Source organism: Curtobacterium sp. MCPF17_011, from assembly GCF_003234145.1.
Taxonomy (GTDB): domain Bacteria; phylum Actinomycetota; class Actinomycetes; order Actinomycetales; family Microbacteriaceae; genus Curtobacterium.
Genome location: NZ_QKSK01000008.1, coordinates 153815 through 171243 on the forward strand (window position 1 = coordinate 153815; position 17429 = coordinate 171243).

General features: G+C 65.8%; 16 protein-coding genes. 3 read left to right on the top strand and 13 right to left on the bottom strand.

Annotated features, from left to right (window positions below):
• Positions 1 to 87 precede the first annotated feature (87 nt).
• The 13 genes from DEJ25_RS11840 to DEJ25_RS11900 all read right to left on the bottom strand — a co-directional run bounded on the left by DEJ25_RS11840 (position 88) and on the right by DEJ25_RS11900 (position 14233).
• Entirely contained in the window at positions 88 to 1533 is a 1446-nt protein-coding gene (locus DEJ25_RS11840) for an oligosaccharide flippase family protein (RefSeq protein WP_111044801.1), read from the bottom strand.
• A complete protein-coding gene (locus tag DEJ25_RS11845; RefSeq protein WP_111044802.1) occupies positions 1530 to 2372 on the bottom strand; it encodes a hypothetical protein in 843 nt (280 codons plus the stop codon). Before DEJ25_RS11845 ends, DEJ25_RS11840 begins: the two co-directional genes overlap by 4 nt.
• 128 nt (positions 2373 to 2500) lie before the next feature.
• On the bottom strand, positions 2501 to 3559 hold the full coding sequence (locus DEJ25_RS11850) for a hypothetical protein (protein ID WP_111044803.1): 1059 nt from the start codon (positions 3557 to 3559) through the stop codon (positions 2501 to 2503).
• A gap of 22 nt (positions 3560 to 3581) precedes the next feature.
• Entirely contained in the window at positions 3582 to 4151 is a 570-nt protein-coding gene (locus DEJ25_RS17155; protein ID WP_111044804.1) for a DapH/DapD/GlmU-related protein, read from the bottom strand.
• Positions 4148 to 5158, bottom strand: coding sequence for a glycosyltransferase (locus DEJ25_RS11860; RefSeq protein WP_181427424.1), 1011 nt, complete (start codon positions 5156 to 5158; stop codon positions 4148 to 4150). Before DEJ25_RS11860 ends, DEJ25_RS17155 begins: the two co-directional genes overlap by 4 nt.
• A 50-nt stretch (positions 5159 to 5208) precedes the next feature.
• Positions 5209 to 6510 carry an O-antigen ligase gene (locus DEJ25_RS11865; protein WP_111044806.1) on the bottom strand — a complete coding sequence of 434 codons (1302 nt, stop codon included), beginning with the start codon at positions 6508 to 6510 and terminating at the stop codon, positions 5209 to 5211.
• Positions 6507 to 7373 (bottom strand): glycosyltransferase family 2 protein, encoded by an 867-nt coding sequence (locus tag DEJ25_RS11870; protein ID WP_111044807.1) that lies wholly within the window; start codon positions 7371 to 7373, stop codon positions 6507 to 6509. The genes DEJ25_RS11865 and DEJ25_RS11870 overlap by 4 nt, the downstream gene beginning before the upstream one ends.
• Positions 7366 to 8484 carry a glycosyltransferase family 4 protein gene (locus DEJ25_RS11875; protein WP_111044808.1) on the bottom strand — a complete coding sequence of 373 codons (1119 nt, stop codon included), beginning with the start codon at positions 8482 to 8484 and terminating at the stop codon, positions 7366 to 7368. The genes DEJ25_RS11870 and DEJ25_RS11875 overlap by 8 nt, the downstream gene beginning before the upstream one ends.
• Positions 8477 to 9574 (bottom strand): glycosyltransferase family 4 protein, encoded by a 1098-nt coding sequence (locus DEJ25_RS11880; RefSeq protein WP_146240679.1) that lies wholly within the window; start codon positions 9572 to 9574, stop codon positions 8477 to 8479. Before DEJ25_RS11880 ends, DEJ25_RS11875 begins: the two co-directional genes overlap by 8 nt.
• The gene (locus DEJ25_RS11885; protein ID WP_181427425.1) at positions 9567 to 10172 is read right to left on the bottom strand and encodes a WecB/TagA/CpsF family glycosyltransferase; all 606 of its coding nucleotides are present in this window, start codon (positions 10170 to 10172) and stop codon (positions 9567 to 9569) included. The genes DEJ25_RS11880 and DEJ25_RS11885 overlap by 8 nt, the downstream gene beginning before the upstream one ends.
• 189 nt (positions 10173 to 10361) lie before the next feature.
• A complete protein-coding gene (locus DEJ25_RS11890; protein WP_111044840.1) occupies positions 10362 to 11828 on the bottom strand; it encodes a sugar transferase in 1467 nt (488 codons plus the stop codon).
• A 13-nt stretch (positions 11829 to 11841) separates the two neighbouring features.
• On the bottom strand, positions 11842 to 12717 hold the full coding sequence (locus DEJ25_RS11895; RefSeq protein WP_111044811.1) for a hypothetical protein: 876 nt from the start codon (positions 12715 to 12717) through the stop codon (positions 11842 to 11844).
• A 70-nt stretch (positions 12718 to 12787) separates the two neighbouring features.
• Entirely contained in the window at positions 12788 to 14233 is a 1446-nt protein-coding gene (locus DEJ25_RS11900; RefSeq protein WP_111044812.1) for a polysaccharide biosynthesis tyrosine autokinase, read from the bottom strand.
• 156 nt (positions 14234 to 14389) lie between these two features.
• Between DEJ25_RS11900 and DEJ25_RS11905 the strand changes: the two genes are divergently transcribed.
• The 3 genes from DEJ25_RS11905 (at position 14390) to DEJ25_RS11915 (ending at position 17220) form a co-directional block, all read left to right on the top strand.
• The gene (locus tag DEJ25_RS11905; protein ID WP_111044813.1) at positions 14390 to 15112 is read left to right on the top strand and encodes a CPBP family intramembrane glutamic endopeptidase; all 723 of its coding nucleotides are present in this window, start codon (positions 14390 to 14392) and stop codon (positions 15110 to 15112) included.
• 120 nt (positions 15113 to 15232) lie between these two features.
• Positions 15233 to 15694 carry a hypothetical protein gene (locus DEJ25_RS11910; RefSeq protein WP_146240680.1) on the top strand — a complete coding sequence of 154 codons (462 nt, stop codon included), beginning with the start codon at positions 15233 to 15235 and terminating at the stop codon, positions 15692 to 15694.
• 218 nt (positions 15695 to 15912) lie between these two features.
• Complete coding sequence (locus DEJ25_RS11915; RefSeq protein WP_111044815.1) at positions 15913 to 17220, top strand: carbohydrate-binding protein; 1308 nt, start codon at positions 15913 to 15915, stop codon at positions 17218 to 17220.
• Positions 17221 to 17429 lie beyond the last annotated feature (209 nt).

The window sequence follows — 17429 nt, forward strand, 5'->3', positions numbered from 1 at the left end:
GAGGTGACGAGACCTCGTAAGCATAAGGGTCGGCGACGTCAGCGAACAGCACCCGCTGGGCTTGGCGAGGGATGGGCGAGTAGACCTTCACGACCGACGACCGCCAATGATCCCCCTGCTGCGGAGTATCCGAAGCGGTCCGAAGTCCCTGCGAGTGGCCGCGGCCCAGCTGACGAGGACCACCAAACCGCTCGCCCCCAGGACGGCACTCGGGATCGACCCGCTCAACCCTTTGGTCAGCATCGACGAGGAACCGTACATGACCAGGGCGAACGCCACCGGTTGCAGGTATCCACGAGCGACATCCACGAGCCCGATTGCACGGAGGCGCCGGGCCTGCACCAGGTGCACGATGTGGCGGACCACCGTGGCGAGGATCATCGCGAGGATCGCGAACGCATACTCCCGTCTAACCACCACCAAGAACACGCCTACCGCGCTGATGAGGAAGGCGAGCGCTTCCGCAACCCAGATCGCCCGGAAGAGCGAGGCGGACTCGAGCACCCCTGCGAACAACACCATGAGCGGCTGAAGAGCGCCGAGCAGAGCGAGCAGCGGAAGAATGGCCGCCGCTTGGCCCCAGCCTGGGCCGAGAACCACGCTGACGGCGAGCGGTCCCACTCCTGCCAGGACTGCGCCGACGGGGAGAGTCAGCCACGCCACGAGACTGAGCATGTCCAACCAGGCAGCGCGAGCAGCGGCAGTGCCGACGGCGTACCTTCGAAACTCCGGGTAGATGACCTGCATCAGAGCGTTCTGCATTTGCGAGAACGGCACTGTCGAGAGCACGTCGGCTCTGTTCCATGCTCCCAGTACTGCAGTACTGATGAACTGGCTGACGCTCCACCGAGGCGCATTTCCGGAAATGTATTGGAAGATCGAGACCGCAACGATCTTCGTACTGAACCGAACGTTTTCGGAACGCAACGACAGTCTCCCGGGTACCATCGCGCCTCGGAGCCGGCCAGCTGCCCAGATGAAGGTGCCCCACTGACCGACGATCGCCGACACCGCGAGCGATTCAGGGCTCCGGAACACTACAACGGCGCCAGCACCAACGACCATGCCCACCACGTTCGCGACGAAGGTCGCCACCGCCAGGTCCCGGAACTTCCCCTCGCGGCGGAGAAGACCGTTGCTCAAGCTCAGCATCGGCAGGATCAGAGCACTCACCGCGAGCAGCCGAACGGTGCCAGCAGCGTGAGGAGCGGCCCACAGCGCGCACCACAAGTCTGCCGTCAACAGCGTGAACAGCGCCGCGCCGACTCCGATCAGCAACGCGTAAGTGGCGAGCGGACGGGTGGACGCGCGCCCCGCGTCCGGCGCCCGTGCAGCGGTTTGCGCGAGCCCTCCGGAGCCGAGCAGATTAACGAACGCTGCGATCGAAAGCGCGACGCTGTACGCCCCGAAAACGGTCGGGTCCGCCGATCTCGACGTCAGCGCGGCGTAGCCGAGTTGCACGATGACTGTCAGGACCTGCAGTCCGTAGACCCAACTCGCACCCGCTGCGAGGCGGCGCCCGATGGAGCTCATTCGTCTTCCGGCGACAGCGCTCGAGCGAGCCGTGTCGTGTCGAGCCCGCTACTCGAATCGTATGCGAACCATCGACCGGTGTCGGGGATGCGATGCCACCATGGGACGCGCGCGATGACCGGCGCCCGTGACACCAGGGCCGCGAAGAACCCGAAAGAGCTCGGTGCCGCCACGATCAGCCTCGCTGCCGCGATGGCGACGAAGTCATGATCGCGATCACCGGAATCACTGATCCGCACCCCGAGGCCCTCCAGATCCCGTAGATCAGCAGCATCACCTGAGGTGTAGAGCCGTATCGGCATCTGTTCAAACCGGCGGACGGTTCGAATCTCCGCGACGAGACGCTCGTAATAGGACAACCCGAGCCAGCGGTCCGGATGCGTCTGGGGTCCAATGTCACCACGACGAGCGTGGATCGCGATGTAGCCGCTCCCCGACTCTGCAGTGACCAGTTCTCGTCCTAGGTAGCCACCGAGGACTGCACGCCGCAACGATGCGGCTGCCGGCGTCTGATCCCAACGCCGTTGATCGAGGGCTAACCGTCCCACCCAGGGCTGGGCGGACCTTCCGGCAGCGCCGTCCACCACCCGTTGGAGCGCAGGAAGAGCCCACGGCTCGGTCTCGAAGCCGGTCGCCGCGAGACGCCGCTGGACCACCCGACCACCCGGTGCTGGGGCAGTCATCTCCGTCAGAGCGAACAAGCCCCGTGTGTCCTTCGTGACTTCGCCGCCAAGGTAAGGAACGCCGAGGTCCTGCGCCCACAGGTATCCGGACACCCAGGTTGAAAGCTGGTGGCCGAGGTCAGGGTAGGGATCGATCCGCACCGTCAACCCGACCATGTTCGGAGGACGACGCCACTCTGTTCGTTCCACCGACGCCGAGGAAGCTCGACGCAGCTCGCGTGCCGTCCGCGAGCGCTCAGCCTTGATGGCTGCTCGGAGAGGCAAGGTCCTGAGCGGTGTGAGCCTCAATTGGTCACGTCCCGCTGCTGAGCCCAAATTGCCCGCGCAGCGGAAGGCTCGATCCATTCGGTCCGCCAGTTCAACATCTGCAGCATCAGGTCGTCCTGGCGGAACTTTGCTGCCGCGAAGCGCCTACCAGCCTCGATACGCCGAAGTCGCTCATCCTCGGACGTGCTCTCCAATACGGCTTCAATCGAGGCCATCAGCGCCTCTGGAGAAGATCCACGGAGCAAGAAGTCACCAGCTGGGCCTTCGAACAGGTCTCGGTAGCCCGGATGGTCGGTCGTGGCGTGGATCGAGCCAGCGGCGAGCGAGATCGGAAGGCGGTTCGAGAAGTAGGAGTCTTCTCCCGCAAAGTGGTCCCAGTTGGCGCTGACCCAGCCCGACGTTATCGCCTCGTCTTGTGCTTCGAAAGCAGCTGGCCCCTTCGCAGTGGGGCCTTCCCAGCCTCGTCCGTAGACCGCGAGCCGCGTACCGAAGTGCTGTTGCATCAACTCGACGAAACGGATCCGCTCGCGCCAGTTCGGAAGCCCTCGGAATCGAGGCCGATTTCGGTTCGCGACGATGACGACATCGAACGGCCGATCAGTTCGCGTCGGTCTGTTGAAATTCGCCGTCCGGTTTGGCTCGTAGGCCGAGGGCAGCCAACGGACGTCCCTGCTGCCACTCCGCCGAAAGTTCTGCGCAAAGGTCCCCTTGCCAACCGTGAAGACGACATCCGCTGCTCGGCCTGCTTCGCGGGCCTCGGAGGGAAGCGGGTGCACAAAACGTGAGTACGGATCCGCTTCGTGGTAGATGAAATCGAAACGGCACGCAGACCGCAGTGCAGCGAAGTGGCTTCTGCGGAGGCCGGTACCGACGAGGTGCTGCATCAGGATGATGTCCGGCCGGAAAGCTTCGACGCGCTTGATCAGTTTCCGTCGATGCGCCCTGGCATCCCCGCCACTCCGGACTGCGTCGAGGAGGCTGAAGACCTCGAGCGACTCAACCGCGCCCGCGCGAGCGAGCATCTCCAGCGGCTCTCGAAAGCCTATTTGCCGGAACCCTCCGAATTCGTTCGGCACATAGAAAATCCTTGGTGCGCGATCACCCACGGTTTGTCGCTTCCTCGGAGCCTCCAGCGAGCCGGACGCCAGCGTTTCGGAGCGCTGTCCAATGCTCAAGGAGGGCAGATTCGTCGAACCGCCTGCCCACGACGATGGCCGGGTTGCCGGCAACGATCGAGTTCGCCTCGACATCTCGCGTGACCACTGCGCCAGCTGCGATCACCGCACTGTCGCCGACCGTCACGCCGGAAAGGACCACGGCACCGAAGCCGATCCAGACGTCACTGCCGATCGTCGTCTCGTCGCTGAGAGCAGCCGTATTGCCCACCCACGGTGTGGCAGTGATGGGCGTACCAACGACGCGCATGTCGTGGTCCCGCCGACCCACGATGGCCGACCCGTTCGCGATGAGCACATGGTCCCCGATGGTGCCATCCACCTCGATCCTGACGTCTGATCCGATGTGCACGTTGTTGCCCACTCGCAGCGATTTCGGCGCCCATATCCTAACGCGTTCACCGAGGGCCAGCGGCGCACTCCATGTGACGGTGTGCGGAAGGCCACGATGCCGTTTGTGCCGACTGAGCCTCCTGAGGACAGCGCGGATCATTTTGCTCCTCCATGTCGCGTCGTGATCGCGCGGTAGACCTCTGCGTACTCGGCAGTACCGCGTCGAGGGTGGAAGTCGATTGTCAAGGTACTGTCGTCGCGAGACGCCGTTCGTAGCGCCTCGGCCCAAGCCGCAGGTCCTTGCTTCGACAACATCCTGACACCTGGCTCAGAGGCCGACCAGCGCAGTCCGGGCGCGTCTGCCACCACGGCGGGGAGGCCGACCACCAGAGCTTCGGCCAGCGCCACAGGCATTCCTTCGTTGAGGCTGGGCATGGCGAACACCCCGCCGCCGACCAACGCGGCCGAGGGATCTCCAGGGCCGCGGGCCAGGAGGAGCCCGGCACGCTCGAGTTGTTCCAGGATGCGCTTCTCTGAGGACTCCGCGTGTTCTTCAGAACCGACATGCGCCACGTGCAAGCGCCCCAGCAGAGCTGCTTGCAGAACGAGGTCGTGATTCTTGATCCATGAGCAATTTCCGACGATCACCACCGGCTCCAGCGTGCCGGGCGGTTGCTTACTGGCTCGAGCTCCTGCGAGTTCGAAGAAGTGGCTGTCGACCCAGTTGTAGATGACACGGACCCTTCGACCGAATCGCTTCTCGTTGAGCGCGACATCGCGGCTGGGGACGACCACCGCGTGCACCAACCGATCCGCGACCGTCGCCTGGAGCAACCTGCTCACGAACCACTTGCCTCTTGCGGCGAAGACGTTGTGCACGGTGCGGACGATCGGCAGGGTGCGATCCACGCGCTTGATGGCCAAGACGTTCTGCAGGTAGTTGCCCTCAGTATGCAGGTGGACCACGTCGGGCTGGAACTCCGAGAACACCCGCTTGAGGAAGTGTCGTCCGCGGGGGCTCCGCAGGGGTTCTCTCGTGGTCGAGACGGAGTAGCCGGCCGCTCTAATCTGAGACTCGTACGGATGATGAACTCCCACGGCGACGACATGGCCGTTCACTTCCAGATCCGCGAAACTGGCAGCACCTGACACGAGCATGCGCTCCATGCCACTTGGTCGAAGTTCGCCGAGGATGTGCAAGACCCGGAGACCAACCATCAGCGGCTCACCCTCGCACGCGAGCCACTCACGCCCGGGGCTGCTTCTTCGAGATCATTGCGAGGGAACTCCCGGTCGAGGAACGCGAAGGCAAGCGGTAGGCATGTCCACCACTGCCACGAGTAGGTCCAGCCGTACACCAGGAAGCATACGAGGATGCACGCGACGAAGACGTCGCGACCCGGCCGGAGTCCTGCAACTATGCGAGGGACGATGACCGCCAGGAAAGCGATCAGTCCGACGAGGCCCTCGCGCAGGTACACGGTGACGTACCAGTTGTGCGGAGCGAAGACCACCCACCGACCGACGCCCTCGAACCGGCCGTAGCCATGGCCGAACGGGACCCCGAACAGGATTCCCAGTGGACCGCCGCTCAAGGACTGGACGACCAAACCAATCCAGCTGGTGAGCCGGGCATCGTACGTTCCCGTGTTCGATGCAGAACCAACGAACTCAGCGACGAGGTCGCTGCTCGCCGACCTCGTTACCGCGATGGCGAACCCGACGACGAGGAAGAGGCCGGCGAGGGGTAACAAATTGCGACGGAGCGCGCTCGGCGCGCGCCAGAGGAGAACGATCGCCAGTGCGACCATCGTCAGCCAGACCGTGCGCTGTTGACTGACCGCAACGACCACCATGAATGTGACGAACAACAAAATGTACCGCTGCTGGTTCGATCGGTTCCAAAGTCGGAGGGCGAGCACCGCACACAGGACGAGCATGAAGGCCTGCGAGGAGACGAGCGGCCGACCTGTCTGACTGAGTTCGCCGCTCACGACGACAAAGTCGGCAGTGCCACCCAACCCGTAGCGTGCCACGTGATAAGCGGCCACGAGGCAGAGTCCCGCGCCCTGGACGACAACGAAGAACTTTTCGGCGAACACGACCTCCGCGCCGGTCCACTCCCTCGTCACTCCCCAGAAGATGACTCCGATCACGTAGATGAAACCACGGGCTTCGTTCACGGCGAGGCCGAGACCGTACTCCATGACGCCGCGCGCGAGCGATATCGCGAGCAGCAGGACCAGCAGGATGCTCGCGAAGACGACTGCGGGTGGGACTCGTCGGACCGCCTTCCGGACGTCCAGCAGCCCGGCGGCGAAGAGCGCGACTGCCAGTCCGTCGCCGAGCGTCACAGTCGTACCTCCGAAGGTACCGATGGCGCCGAAATTGGGGAACTCCCACGCGGTCAAGGCAAAGAGCGACACGGCCCAGTAGACGACTCGCGGGTTCAGACGGACGAGGCCGACGAGCAAGGACAGCGCGATTACACCGATGAGAAGGAAAAGCAACGTCGTCACGAGGCGAACCCTCGCCGCTGGATACCCCGTTGGAGGCTTCGCGCCCACCACAAGGCATACGACGACGTGAAGAAGAACCACCACCATCGCGGACTGTGTCGGCGGAGGTACCGCTGTAACGAGCGAGGGTTACCGGCACCCTTCTTCCCGACGTAAGCACGCCACCCGGCGCCGAGCGAAGGTTGATGCACGACGGGGTTCCTGCTGCAGTAGCCGACTGTGCCACCGGTGGCCCAGACAGGAATACCGCTGGTAGATGCCCTCATGCCGTAATCGACATCAGCGAAGGCGTGGCTGAAGCCGCCGTCAATTGGTCCGATCGCCCGCGCCACATGCACGGGCATGAGCACGACGTTTCCGTTGAAGGCATCGACACGGACCCCCTCAGTCGCATCACTCGGCGGCTGAACGAGGTCGAATGCCAGCGGGTGGAGTCCGCCTCGCCGAAGGCCTCCGTAGGTAAGCTCACCGGAGTTCTCGTCCACGGTGCTTCCCACGAGGACACCAGGGGCGAGCACGTTTGAGGCACGGATCAAGTTCTGCAGGCCCGACGGGGCGAGGTTGACGTCGTCGTTGAACCACATCAGCAAATCCTCCTCTGCAACATCATCACGACTGAGGACTGCGCGTTCCGCAGTTGCCATCGACCGAGCCCAGAAGGCGGACCCGTCTCCGCGCAGAACGTCCAGGTGCTCTACCGCAGCAAAAGCCGCTGCGATCGTGCCATCGCTAGAACCATCGTCAAAGAGGGTGACATCGAAGTCGATCGCAGCCTCCGCCGCCGCCTCTCGGAGAGAGCGCAGCGCCCTGACCGTGGTGGCTTCGCGGTTGTAACTGGCTACGATCACATGCAACTTATTCATCGGCTTCCTTGATCGCTCGTTCCAAACCACCGAGGAACCGGCTGGTCATGTCCTCCACCGAGTAACTTGCTGCAGCTTCTTGGCAACGGGTCTGCATTGCCGCCAATGCCCGCCTGTCCGCGAGCAGCGCACTCGTTTGCCGAGCCGCCTCTTCGACAGATTCCGCAACCAAGCACGTCTCCTGTGGATCGAGATACTCGTACTCCGGCGCATGCAACGATGACGAGAGCGTCACGATGGGGCGACCAGCCACGAGGCTGTCGAGAGCCACCAGGCCGACCCGGCCCGGGAGCAGCAGAACGTCGCTCTCCAGCAGCACCCGTGCTTTGCTCTCCCCGGACAGAGTGCCTCGGTAATCGATCCATGCGAACTGCTCGCACGCGGCCAACACTGAGTCACGTAACTCTCCGTCGCCGACCACGACCAATCGGAACCCGGGTTGAACATCCTTGATCAGAGTCGCGATCTCGATCAGTTCTGCGATGCGTTTACTTGCATCGAGGCCGCCTATGAACGCTGCCTGAAAAGGCACATGGTCGACAGACGGCCGGACCTCGTCTAGGTCCCGTCTGAGCTGCACCACGTCGATGCTGTTGCGCAACACTGTGGTCTTACTTCGGTCGATCCCGATACGCGCTGCCCAGTCGACGCCGGACGCAGTGTAAGCGAAGAACCATGCGGCTCGGCGCAGCAGCGCGATACTGTAGATACGTTCGAAGGACGTTGGCGTTTTGACGACGTCCTCGCCGTGTCCCCACATGGCGACCTTCCTGGCCGTTCCGGGCCAGAGGAGCAACATCGGCAGATCCAAGTTCCGACGAGCCTGCTCCACGACTATGAGATCAGCGCGACGAACCGCTTTCGGAAGCATGCGGAGCGTGATCCGACGGCCGGAGACCCGGAACTCCCGTTGCCGGATACGTCGCGACCATGGTTGCCCTTCAACTCCGTCGTTACGCTGTGCGAGGCTGCCGGCAGGAGCCCCCGCGTACACGAGTAGCTCGTCGCCGTTGGCAGCGGCGGCCGCAGCCATGGATTCGAAGAGCCGGACTCGATACGCCGGAATGTATTCCTGAACGATCGCGAAACGTCGCCCCGCCAAGTCAACCACGCTCCGTCAGGAGCGATCGCCACGCCCGGCGATAGTCGTGCACGGTGAACCGTGAATCGAAAGACTCACGCGCTCCTGCACTGAGTTCCTTCTGCAACTCGACGGAGCGAAGAATCTCCAGGCAACGATTAGAAGCTGAAACCCAGTCACTTTTCGGGAGCAGGTAGCCGTTGGTGCCGTCCTCGACGACATCGCCGATCCCGCCAACGTCGTACGCAACGACAGGCACCGCGAGGCGGAGACTTTCCAACAGGGTCAAGGGTTGAGCCTCAAACCGGTAGGTGCTCGGGAACACCAAAACCGACGACGCAGCAACGACCCGGTCTCGGTCTTCATCGAACAGCGGCCCGGCGAAACGCACTCTGGCCCGCACTTGAGGACTGAGGATTGCGCGAAGTTCGTCCGTGTACTTTGATGTCGTCGAGCCGCCGACGACCACGGCGTGCGCCTTGGGCGTTGCTGCGAGACATCGATCGGCAATTCGCATGAAGTCTTCGGCGCCCTTACCGGGGATGAGATTCGACACGAACGTCATCTGCGGGCCTTGAGCAGTCGGCTCCGCGGCCCGTTCCAGCCCGCTGACAGTATTCGGGATCACGTGCACGGCGCCGTTGAAGGAAACGACGTCCTGTTTCATTGAATCCCCGAGGACAACGACCGAACTTGCGCCGCCGAGCATCAGTCGCACGCCACGCTCCTGCAGCCGTCCCGACTCTGCGAGTTCCGAGTAACCAGACGTGTGCACGTAGGCGATGTAAGCACGACTGCTGACCCGCAGCAGCATGCTCATCAACACGTCCATCCAGAACGACGGCGTGCGGTTCGTCGTGAAAAAGACGACGGATGCCGAGCGATTACGGCCGAGCGAACGCCAGAGTCGGGTGAACAGAGAGACGGCGCTCAGGAGTTTCCGCATACTCGTGCCCCCGATCTCGTCGACCGACGTGCTGAAGCGACGATCAACGAGGGTGGTCGTCAAGCCGATCTCCGCGCACGTTTCAACAAACGTGCGGGTCATGATCGTGGAACCGTGCACGGGGGGTGGGAGTTGACTGATCACGATCACGTCTGCCGGCGCTCGCTCAGCCACGGTGCCTCCTCGCAGCGAGGAGAAGGAACCGCAGGTTCCCGAACACGTACCGTCGCCACAGCCGGCGAGGCTCCCGTCCGAACCGATACACCCATTCGAGGCCCGTTCGACGCCAGAACACCGGCGCCTCGACGACGTCTCCAGAGACGAAGTTGAACGCAGCGCCCACGGCCAGGACCACCGCAGGGTGTCCTGCTGCTATCCGGGCAACCTCATAATCTTGTTTTGGCGTACCAATGCCCACCCACACCACGTTGGCGTCAGCGTCCCGGAGCATCGCGTCGATCTGCTGGTGGTCCGGTGGCTCGAGGTCTCGGAATGGTGGACTGAAACTGCCAACGATCAACGCGTCTGGGTACTCCTTAGCGATGACAGCCTCCAGGCGCTTCAATGAACCGACCGTTCCGCCGAGCAGGAAATGCCGCACGCCGAACTCTGGCGCAGAACTCAAGATCGCTCGGAAAGCATCCGGCCCGCGCATGTGCGCAATCTGGTCGGACTGTCTTCGAGCGAGCCAGGCGAGGGGTGTCCCGTCGGCGATGTTCAGGCTGTCGGACTGGAAGACCCCGAGATACCGCTCGTCCTCGGTGAGTGCCACGGTGTATGCATTTACGAAGTGGACGGGTATACCCGATCCTTGCAGGCCGGGAGCTACACGCTGGATCAGCGCAATCACCTCGGCGGCGGGACGGGCTACCACGGGAATCCCTGCAACTTGGACACGAGGACTGCTGAGGAGACGAGCCTTCTCAGGATTGTCATCACTGGTTCGGTAACGGTCGTTCATTCAGTAAGCCCCCCGGCTTGCGGAAACGGCCTTGAACGTCTTCCAAAGGATGAGCAGGTCTCCTACCATGGACCAGTTCTCGACGTAGAACAGGTCGAGGCGTACTGAGTCCTCCCACGACAGGTCAGAACGACCGCTGACCTGCCAAAGTCCTGTCAGGCCCGGCTTGACCAGGAAGCGTCGGTGCACGTGTACGTCGTACAGGTCGACTTCACGTCGGAGCGGCGGTCGGGGGCCTACGAGCGACATCTCGCCTCGCGCGACGTTGATAAGTTGGGGTAATTCGTCCAGGCTGTACCGCCGCATGAATGCGCCGACACGGGTGACACGGGGGTCGTTCTTCATCTTGAACAGCACGTCGTTGCCCTCGGCCCGGTCCAGCTGGCTGAGCTCCTGCAGGCGGGCTTCGGCGTCGACGACCATCGACCGGAACTTGATCATCCGGAAGGTGGCACCGTTCAGGCCGACGCGTTCCTGGCGGAAGAAGACCGGCCCCGGGGACGTGGTCTTCACCAGGAGCGCCAGGACCAGCAGGACGGGCGACAGGACGATGATCAGCAGGGCGGACCCGACCAGGTCGAACGCTCGCTTGGTGTAGAGCTTCCGCCCCGAGTACGTCGGCGTCTCGACGTGGATCAGCGGCAGACCTTGGACGGGACGCGTGTGGATGCGTGGGCCGCCGATGTCGGTCAGGCTCGGAGCGAGGACCAGGTGCTGTCGGCCGGGCTCCAGCGACCAGCTGAGTTGGCGCACCCGCTCGGGCGGCAGGTCGTCGGCGCTGGTGATGACGACGGTGTCGGCACCGGTGGTGGCGAGGGCCTCGGTCAGGTCGTCGAAACCGCCGAAGCTCTGCACGGTCGTACCGGGCAGGACTCCGCGGGTCCCGGTCGACACCGCTGCGCCGACGACGCGGTAGCCGGCCTCTGGTGAGCGTCCGAGTTCGCGTGCCAGGTGCAGCACGCTGGCGGTCGAGCCGACAAGCAGGACCTTGGCGGAGTAGTTGCCGCGCTTGCGCTCGGCGACGAGCCACTGGCGCCACATCCACCGCGACAGCAACAGCACGACGATGCCGACCGGGAACGCGATGAGGATGTAGCCGCGGGCCAGGTCGACGTGGAGCAGGTAGGCAGCGATCGCGAGCACACCGAAGACGCGCACGCTGGAGTCCGCCACCAGGCGGTACTCGGTGCTGCCGACGCCGATCACGCGGTGCCCACGAGTGTCGTAGAGGGCCAGGGCGGTCATCCACACGGCGATCACGACGATGGAGATCCCCGTGTAGCTCAAGCGCAGGTCAGCCGTGTTGGTGGCCAGGTTGGAGTCGAGACCGAGCCACGCGATCTGCACGCCGAACACGACCCAGAACAGGGCGAGCAGGTCCGTGACCAGGACGCGGCGGGAGAACGACCGGCTCCACTCCTCCGTGGACCCTGTCGACGGGGAGACCCGGACTGCGCCCGCGGTCATGTCCGCCACCGGCTCACCACGTGGCTCCGCCGTCGGTCGAGACCGCGACGGTGTCGCCGGCCCAGAGCCAGACGTCGTCTCCGGATCGGTCGAGGCTGATCGGCCCCTCGGTGGCGGCGTCCGCGTCACAGCCGATCGGAGTGGTCGTCGTCGCGGGCGTCACAGCGATGGCGGGCATCGACTCGATCTGCACGCCGGCACACGTGTCGGTGCCGATGCGGGCGAGCGAGTAGTCGTTGCCGGCGTCGGCCATCGAGCGGACGCCGTCGAGTGGCACGTCCACCCAGTCTCCGGTGCCGGAACGCCACTCGAGCTGACCGTCACAGATCACCACGGAGGTCTGCTCCCCCTGGAACGCCTCGACCGGGTCGCTGCAGGGCGGCTCGGTGACACCGGTCCTCAGGACGACACCCGCGGTCGAGACGCCCGCCCCGGCTTCGCCGTCCGCGGCGGCACTCCAGGTGACGCCGTCGTTGGTGCTGGAGCGCACCGTGGGGGTGCAGTCGTCGCCCACGCCGGCCAGGACCGTCAGGTTCGCACTGGAGGCACGGATCGCCATCAGCGACGACACGTCCGTTCCCAGCGTGACCGGCTTCCAGGTCGCACCGGCGTCGAGGGTGTGCTCGAGGGTGGGTGCAGGACCGCCGCACGTGCCGTCGGTCGCGCGCCATGCCTCCTGACCGTCGACCGCGGAGAGGGACCGCCGTGAGTCGGCGGCGTCAGCGGTGGGCGTCGGCGACGAGCTCGTGCTGGAGCGGGGCGAGCTGGAGAAGGTCGGGATGGGGCCCGCCGGGTCACCGGAGTTCGGTGCAGTGCGTCCCAGCGCGAGCGTGACGAGAGCGATGTCGATGACGACCAGCACGACGATCACGATGGCGACCCAGATCAAGGTCGTTCGTGTACGCGTCGAGCCGAGGTTTCGGGTCCCCCGGCGTGCGTTCATGTCCCCCGACCTCGCTTCAGCGCTCGGCGCGACTCAGCGCGCCGAGCTTCTTCCCGCCGCGCTTCGGCGGCTTGACCTTCGGTGTGTTCTCGTCCTCTTCGAGGCCGTAGCCGTACCCGTACCCGTACCGGCCGTAGCCGTAGGCGCCCGGACCGCGGACGGGCATCATCGTGATGACGAAGCCGGCGATGGGCGCGCCCACGCTCTCGAGTGCGGCGACCGCGGCGGCGAACTGGCCCTTGTGCGTCTTGCCCGAGGCCACGGCGACGATGGCGCCGGAGGCCTTCTTCGCCAGGATCGCGGCGTCGGTGACGGGCAACAGCGGTGGGGCGTCGAACAGGACGTAGTCGAACTCGCCCTCCAGGCGTTCGATGAGGTCCTGCATGGCGCGGGAACCGAGGAGCTCGGACGGGTTCGGCGGGATCTGACCGGCCGGCAGCACGACGAGGTTGCCGCGGCCCCAGGGCTGGGCGACGTCCTCCAGCTCGGCGCGACCGATGAGCACGTCGGTGAGGCCAGCGTTGGTCTCGACCTCCATGTACTCGGCGACGCGGGGACGGCGCAGGTCCGCGTCGATCAGGATGACGCGGAACCCGGCGCTGTCGAGGGCGATCGCCAGGTTGGCGACCGTGGTGCTCTTGCCCTCGGATTGCACGGACGACGTCATCACGAAGGTGCGGGCGCCGGTGCCGATGTCCAGGAACTGCAGGTTCGTGCGGAGCGTGCGGAACGACTCGGCACGCGGGCTGCGCGGGTCGACCTGCACGATCAGCGGACGCTCCGAGGCCTTGCTGTCGAAGGCGATGCCGCCGACGACCGGCTTGTCGCTGATCTTCTCGACGTCCTGCTCGGTGCGGACACGGTTGTCCAGCGTCTCGCGGAGCACGGCGATGCCGACGCCCAGTGCGAGGCCGACCAGCAGGCCCAGGGCCACGTTGACGGGGACGTTCGGGCTGACCGGACTGCTCGGCACGTCGGCCTGCTTCACGCGGGTGAGCTTGACGCTGCTCGAACCCTTCTCGTCGGTGGCCTCGATGTCCTCGACGACGTTGGTCAGGCTCTGCGAGGTCGCGTTCGCGATGTCCGCGGCCTGGACCGGATCCGTGTCGTTGACGCTGATCGAGATCAGGGTCGTGCTCGTCGGCGCGGTCGCGGACACCATCGTCGCGAGCTGATCGGCGTTCATGTCGAGCTGGAGCTTCGAGATGACCGGCAGGAGCACGATCGGCGTCGACACCAGGTTCGAGTACGTCAGGACGCGCTGCTGGGTGAAGGTGTTGCCCTGCGCCAGGTCGCTCGCGCTGCCCGAGGTCTCCGTCGAGACGAAGACCTGCGCCGAAGCGGAGTACACCGGCTTCTTCAGCAGGGAGAAGCCAGCGGCAGCGGCAACCCCGACGAGTGCCAAGACCAGGATGAGGACCCATCCCTTACGTAGCACGGTGATGTAGTCGCGTAGTTCCACGCGGCCCGCCTTCCCCGACGATCCCGCCGCTCGCCCGTGGTCCCAACACGAGTGCCCGGGGATGTCCCGGTGTACGGCATTCAAATAGTGCCACATGATCGAGCAACGCTCGGCTGTATCGGCCGTTCTGGGCCTCCCGTCCTCTACGGTGAGCCCATGAGCACCGAGTCCGACGTGACCCACGCCGAGCCCGACACCAGTCGCCAGCGGGACCTCGTGATCCTGCTGGTCGCGCTGGGCGTGGCGGTCATCCTGGCCCGGGTCGCAGCCGGCTTCAGCACGGCGGGGAAGATCCAGCCGCCTGTGATGCAGGTCCTGGTCGCCGACTTCGCCGTCTGGCTGCCACTCGTCGCGGGCATCGTCTGGGTGTTGCGCCGATCGGCGGGCACGGCCCACGCGGCGCGCCTGCGACTGGGACTCGGCGACGCGATCTTCGCGATCGGCATCGTGATCCTGTGTCGGGTCTTCGACGTGTTCCTCGGTCTGGCGTTCACCGGCTCGACCGGTCTCGCGCCCGCGCCGACCCTCGGGACGCCGGACATCGGCCTGCTCGTCGTGTCGGCCATCGGCATCGTCCTGGTCAGTCCGTTCCTGGAAGAGGTCTTCTTCCGCGGGCTCTTCCAACGCCGGATGGCCGCTGAGCTGACACCGCGGACCCGCTTCCTTGCCGTGCTGCTCACCGCGTTCCTGTTCGCGGTCCTGCACGTCCTGCTCGGGGCCGGCGGGACCCAGCTCGAGGGCTTCCGGGTGTTCCTGACGATCTTCGCCCTCGGGTCGTTGACCGGCACCCTGGTCGCGATGACGAACCGCATCGGCGGCGCGATCCTGGCGCACGTGCTGTTCAACGCGGTCGCGGTCATCGCGACCTGGCCCCGCTGAGCTGACCCGCGCCTCCCGGCACGCGACAGCGACAGCGACAGCGGAACCGCGACCGGAGGATGACCCCGGTCATCCCCGCAGCGGTCGCGCCGAGCACCGGGCGGAGGAGATGTTGGACGCATGTCCAACGGAAGCCACTCCACAACGACCACTGCACGCGCCATCGGCGTGCTCACCATCGCTGCCGCCCTGGTCGCGGCGACGACCGGCTGCGCCATGATCCGGCAGCAGACGGCGGACGCCTGGTCGGTGACGTACCAGGTCGCCACGGACGCCCCTGCCGGAACAGCCCTGACCGACGTGTCCGTCCGCGGGGCCGAGCGGCGGGGCGACGCACCGACCGCGCACCGATACCCGCAGGTGACGACGACCGCGCTGTCGGCCGGTACGGCCGGATCGCGGTGGCAGCAGAAGGCGATCGTCCTGACCGGCGACCGCGCACGCGTCGCCGTCACGCCGCCACCGGAAGCGACCGCCACCTGTCGGGTGCTGCTGGACGGCAAGCGCGCGATCGCGGAACGGCAGGGGCAGCCCGGGAGGCCCGTCACCTGTTCCGTGACGGCACCCCCGTTCCCGGGGTGACCGGTCGGTGCGACCGGGCGGGCGGGGTGCCCGGGGTCCGCAGGTGTCGACGATCTCCGCCGCGAGACCGAGTGGGCGGTTGACGTCCCGGCTGTTCGTCCAGCGAAATGCGGACAGACATCCGCCGGTGATCGCAGTACGAATACGCAAGGAGGTTTCGAAAATCTCCCGCGAGTTCGGGCAGTGTCGCCCGGACCGCCCATCGTGGAGGATCTGTCATGACCAGAACACCATCGATCGGACGTCGGATCAGGCGTCTCGGAGTCGTCACGTCGATCGCCGGGCTCGTGCTCGGCGGAGCGCTCGTCACCGCCGGACCGGCGAGCGCCGCGACGACCTGCGCACCGACCTGGAGTGCGTCGACCGCGTACTCCGGCGGTGCGAGCGTGAGCACCGGCAGCACGAACTACACCGCGAACTGGTGGACGCAGGGCGATGACCCGGCGACCCACTCCGGAGCCACCGGCTCCGGGCAGCCGTGGACCTCGGCAGGGAGTTGCACCCCCGCCAGCACCGGCGGCGGGGGCACCGGCGGCGGTGGGACCGGAGGCGGCACCGGCGGCGGCACCGGGACCGGCGCCACCACCGGGACCCTGTTCAGCCCGTACAAGGACGTCACGGTCAACCTGAACTGGAACACCAACGTGATGCAGACCGCGATCACCGGCAGCACGATCCCTGTGGCAGGCGGGTCGAGCAGCCTCGCGACGAAGGTCCCGAAGCTCCGGGCACTCTCGCTCGCCTTCGCGACCGGGACGTGTGGCAGCGAGAACTGGGGCGGTGTGGCCGGCGACGCCTTCGCGAAGGCGAACGTGCCGGCGCTCGACGCCGCGGGTGTCGACTACGTCGTCTCGACCGGTGGTGCGGCCGGGTCGTTCAAGTGCACCTCAGGGGCCGCGATGAACGCCTTCATCGCGCGTTACGCCTCGCCGCACCTGGTCGGCATCGACTTCGACATCGAGAGCGGCCAGTCGGCGGCGGACATCCGGTCGCTCGTCAGCTCGGCAGCGGCCGCGCAGGCGCAGTACCCGAAGCTCCGGTTCTCGTTCACCCTCGCCACCCTCGCGGCGTCGAACGGGTCCTTCGCCGGGCTGAACAGCACCGGCGACACGACCGTCACGGCGATCAAGGCATCGGGGCTGACGAACTACACGATCAACCTCATGACGATGGACTTCGGTGGGGCGTCCTCGGCGGTGTGCGTCGTCACGAACGGCGCCTGTGACATGGGTGCCTCGACGGTGCAGGCGGTCAAGAACCTGCAGCACACCTACGGCACTCCGTCCAACAAGATCGAGGTCACGCCGATGATCGGCGTGAACGACGTCGTCAGCAACGTGTTCACCCTCGCCGACGTCGACACGGTCTCGGCGTACGCGCGGGCGAACGCACTGGCGGGCGTGCACTACTGGTCGCTCGACCGTGACACCCCGTGCGCGCAGAGCACCGCCTCGGCGACGTGCAGCTCCCGACCGGACGCTGCCCTGTCGTACACGAACCGGTTCCTCACCGCCCTGGGGAAGTGACCTCCGGAGCGTCCGATCATCGACGGGCCGTTCGGCGTGACCTCGGTCGCGCCGGGCGGCCCGTCGTCGTTCCCCCGCGCAGGGGCGGGCCGGTCTGCGGGAGGTGATCCGGGCCTCCCGGCTGGTCCGCTGAGCGCCGCTCGAGGGACACGTTCTCCTTGCGGGCTTCCATGTACGAGCTATGAGGCCCTACAGTTTCCACGTTGTAA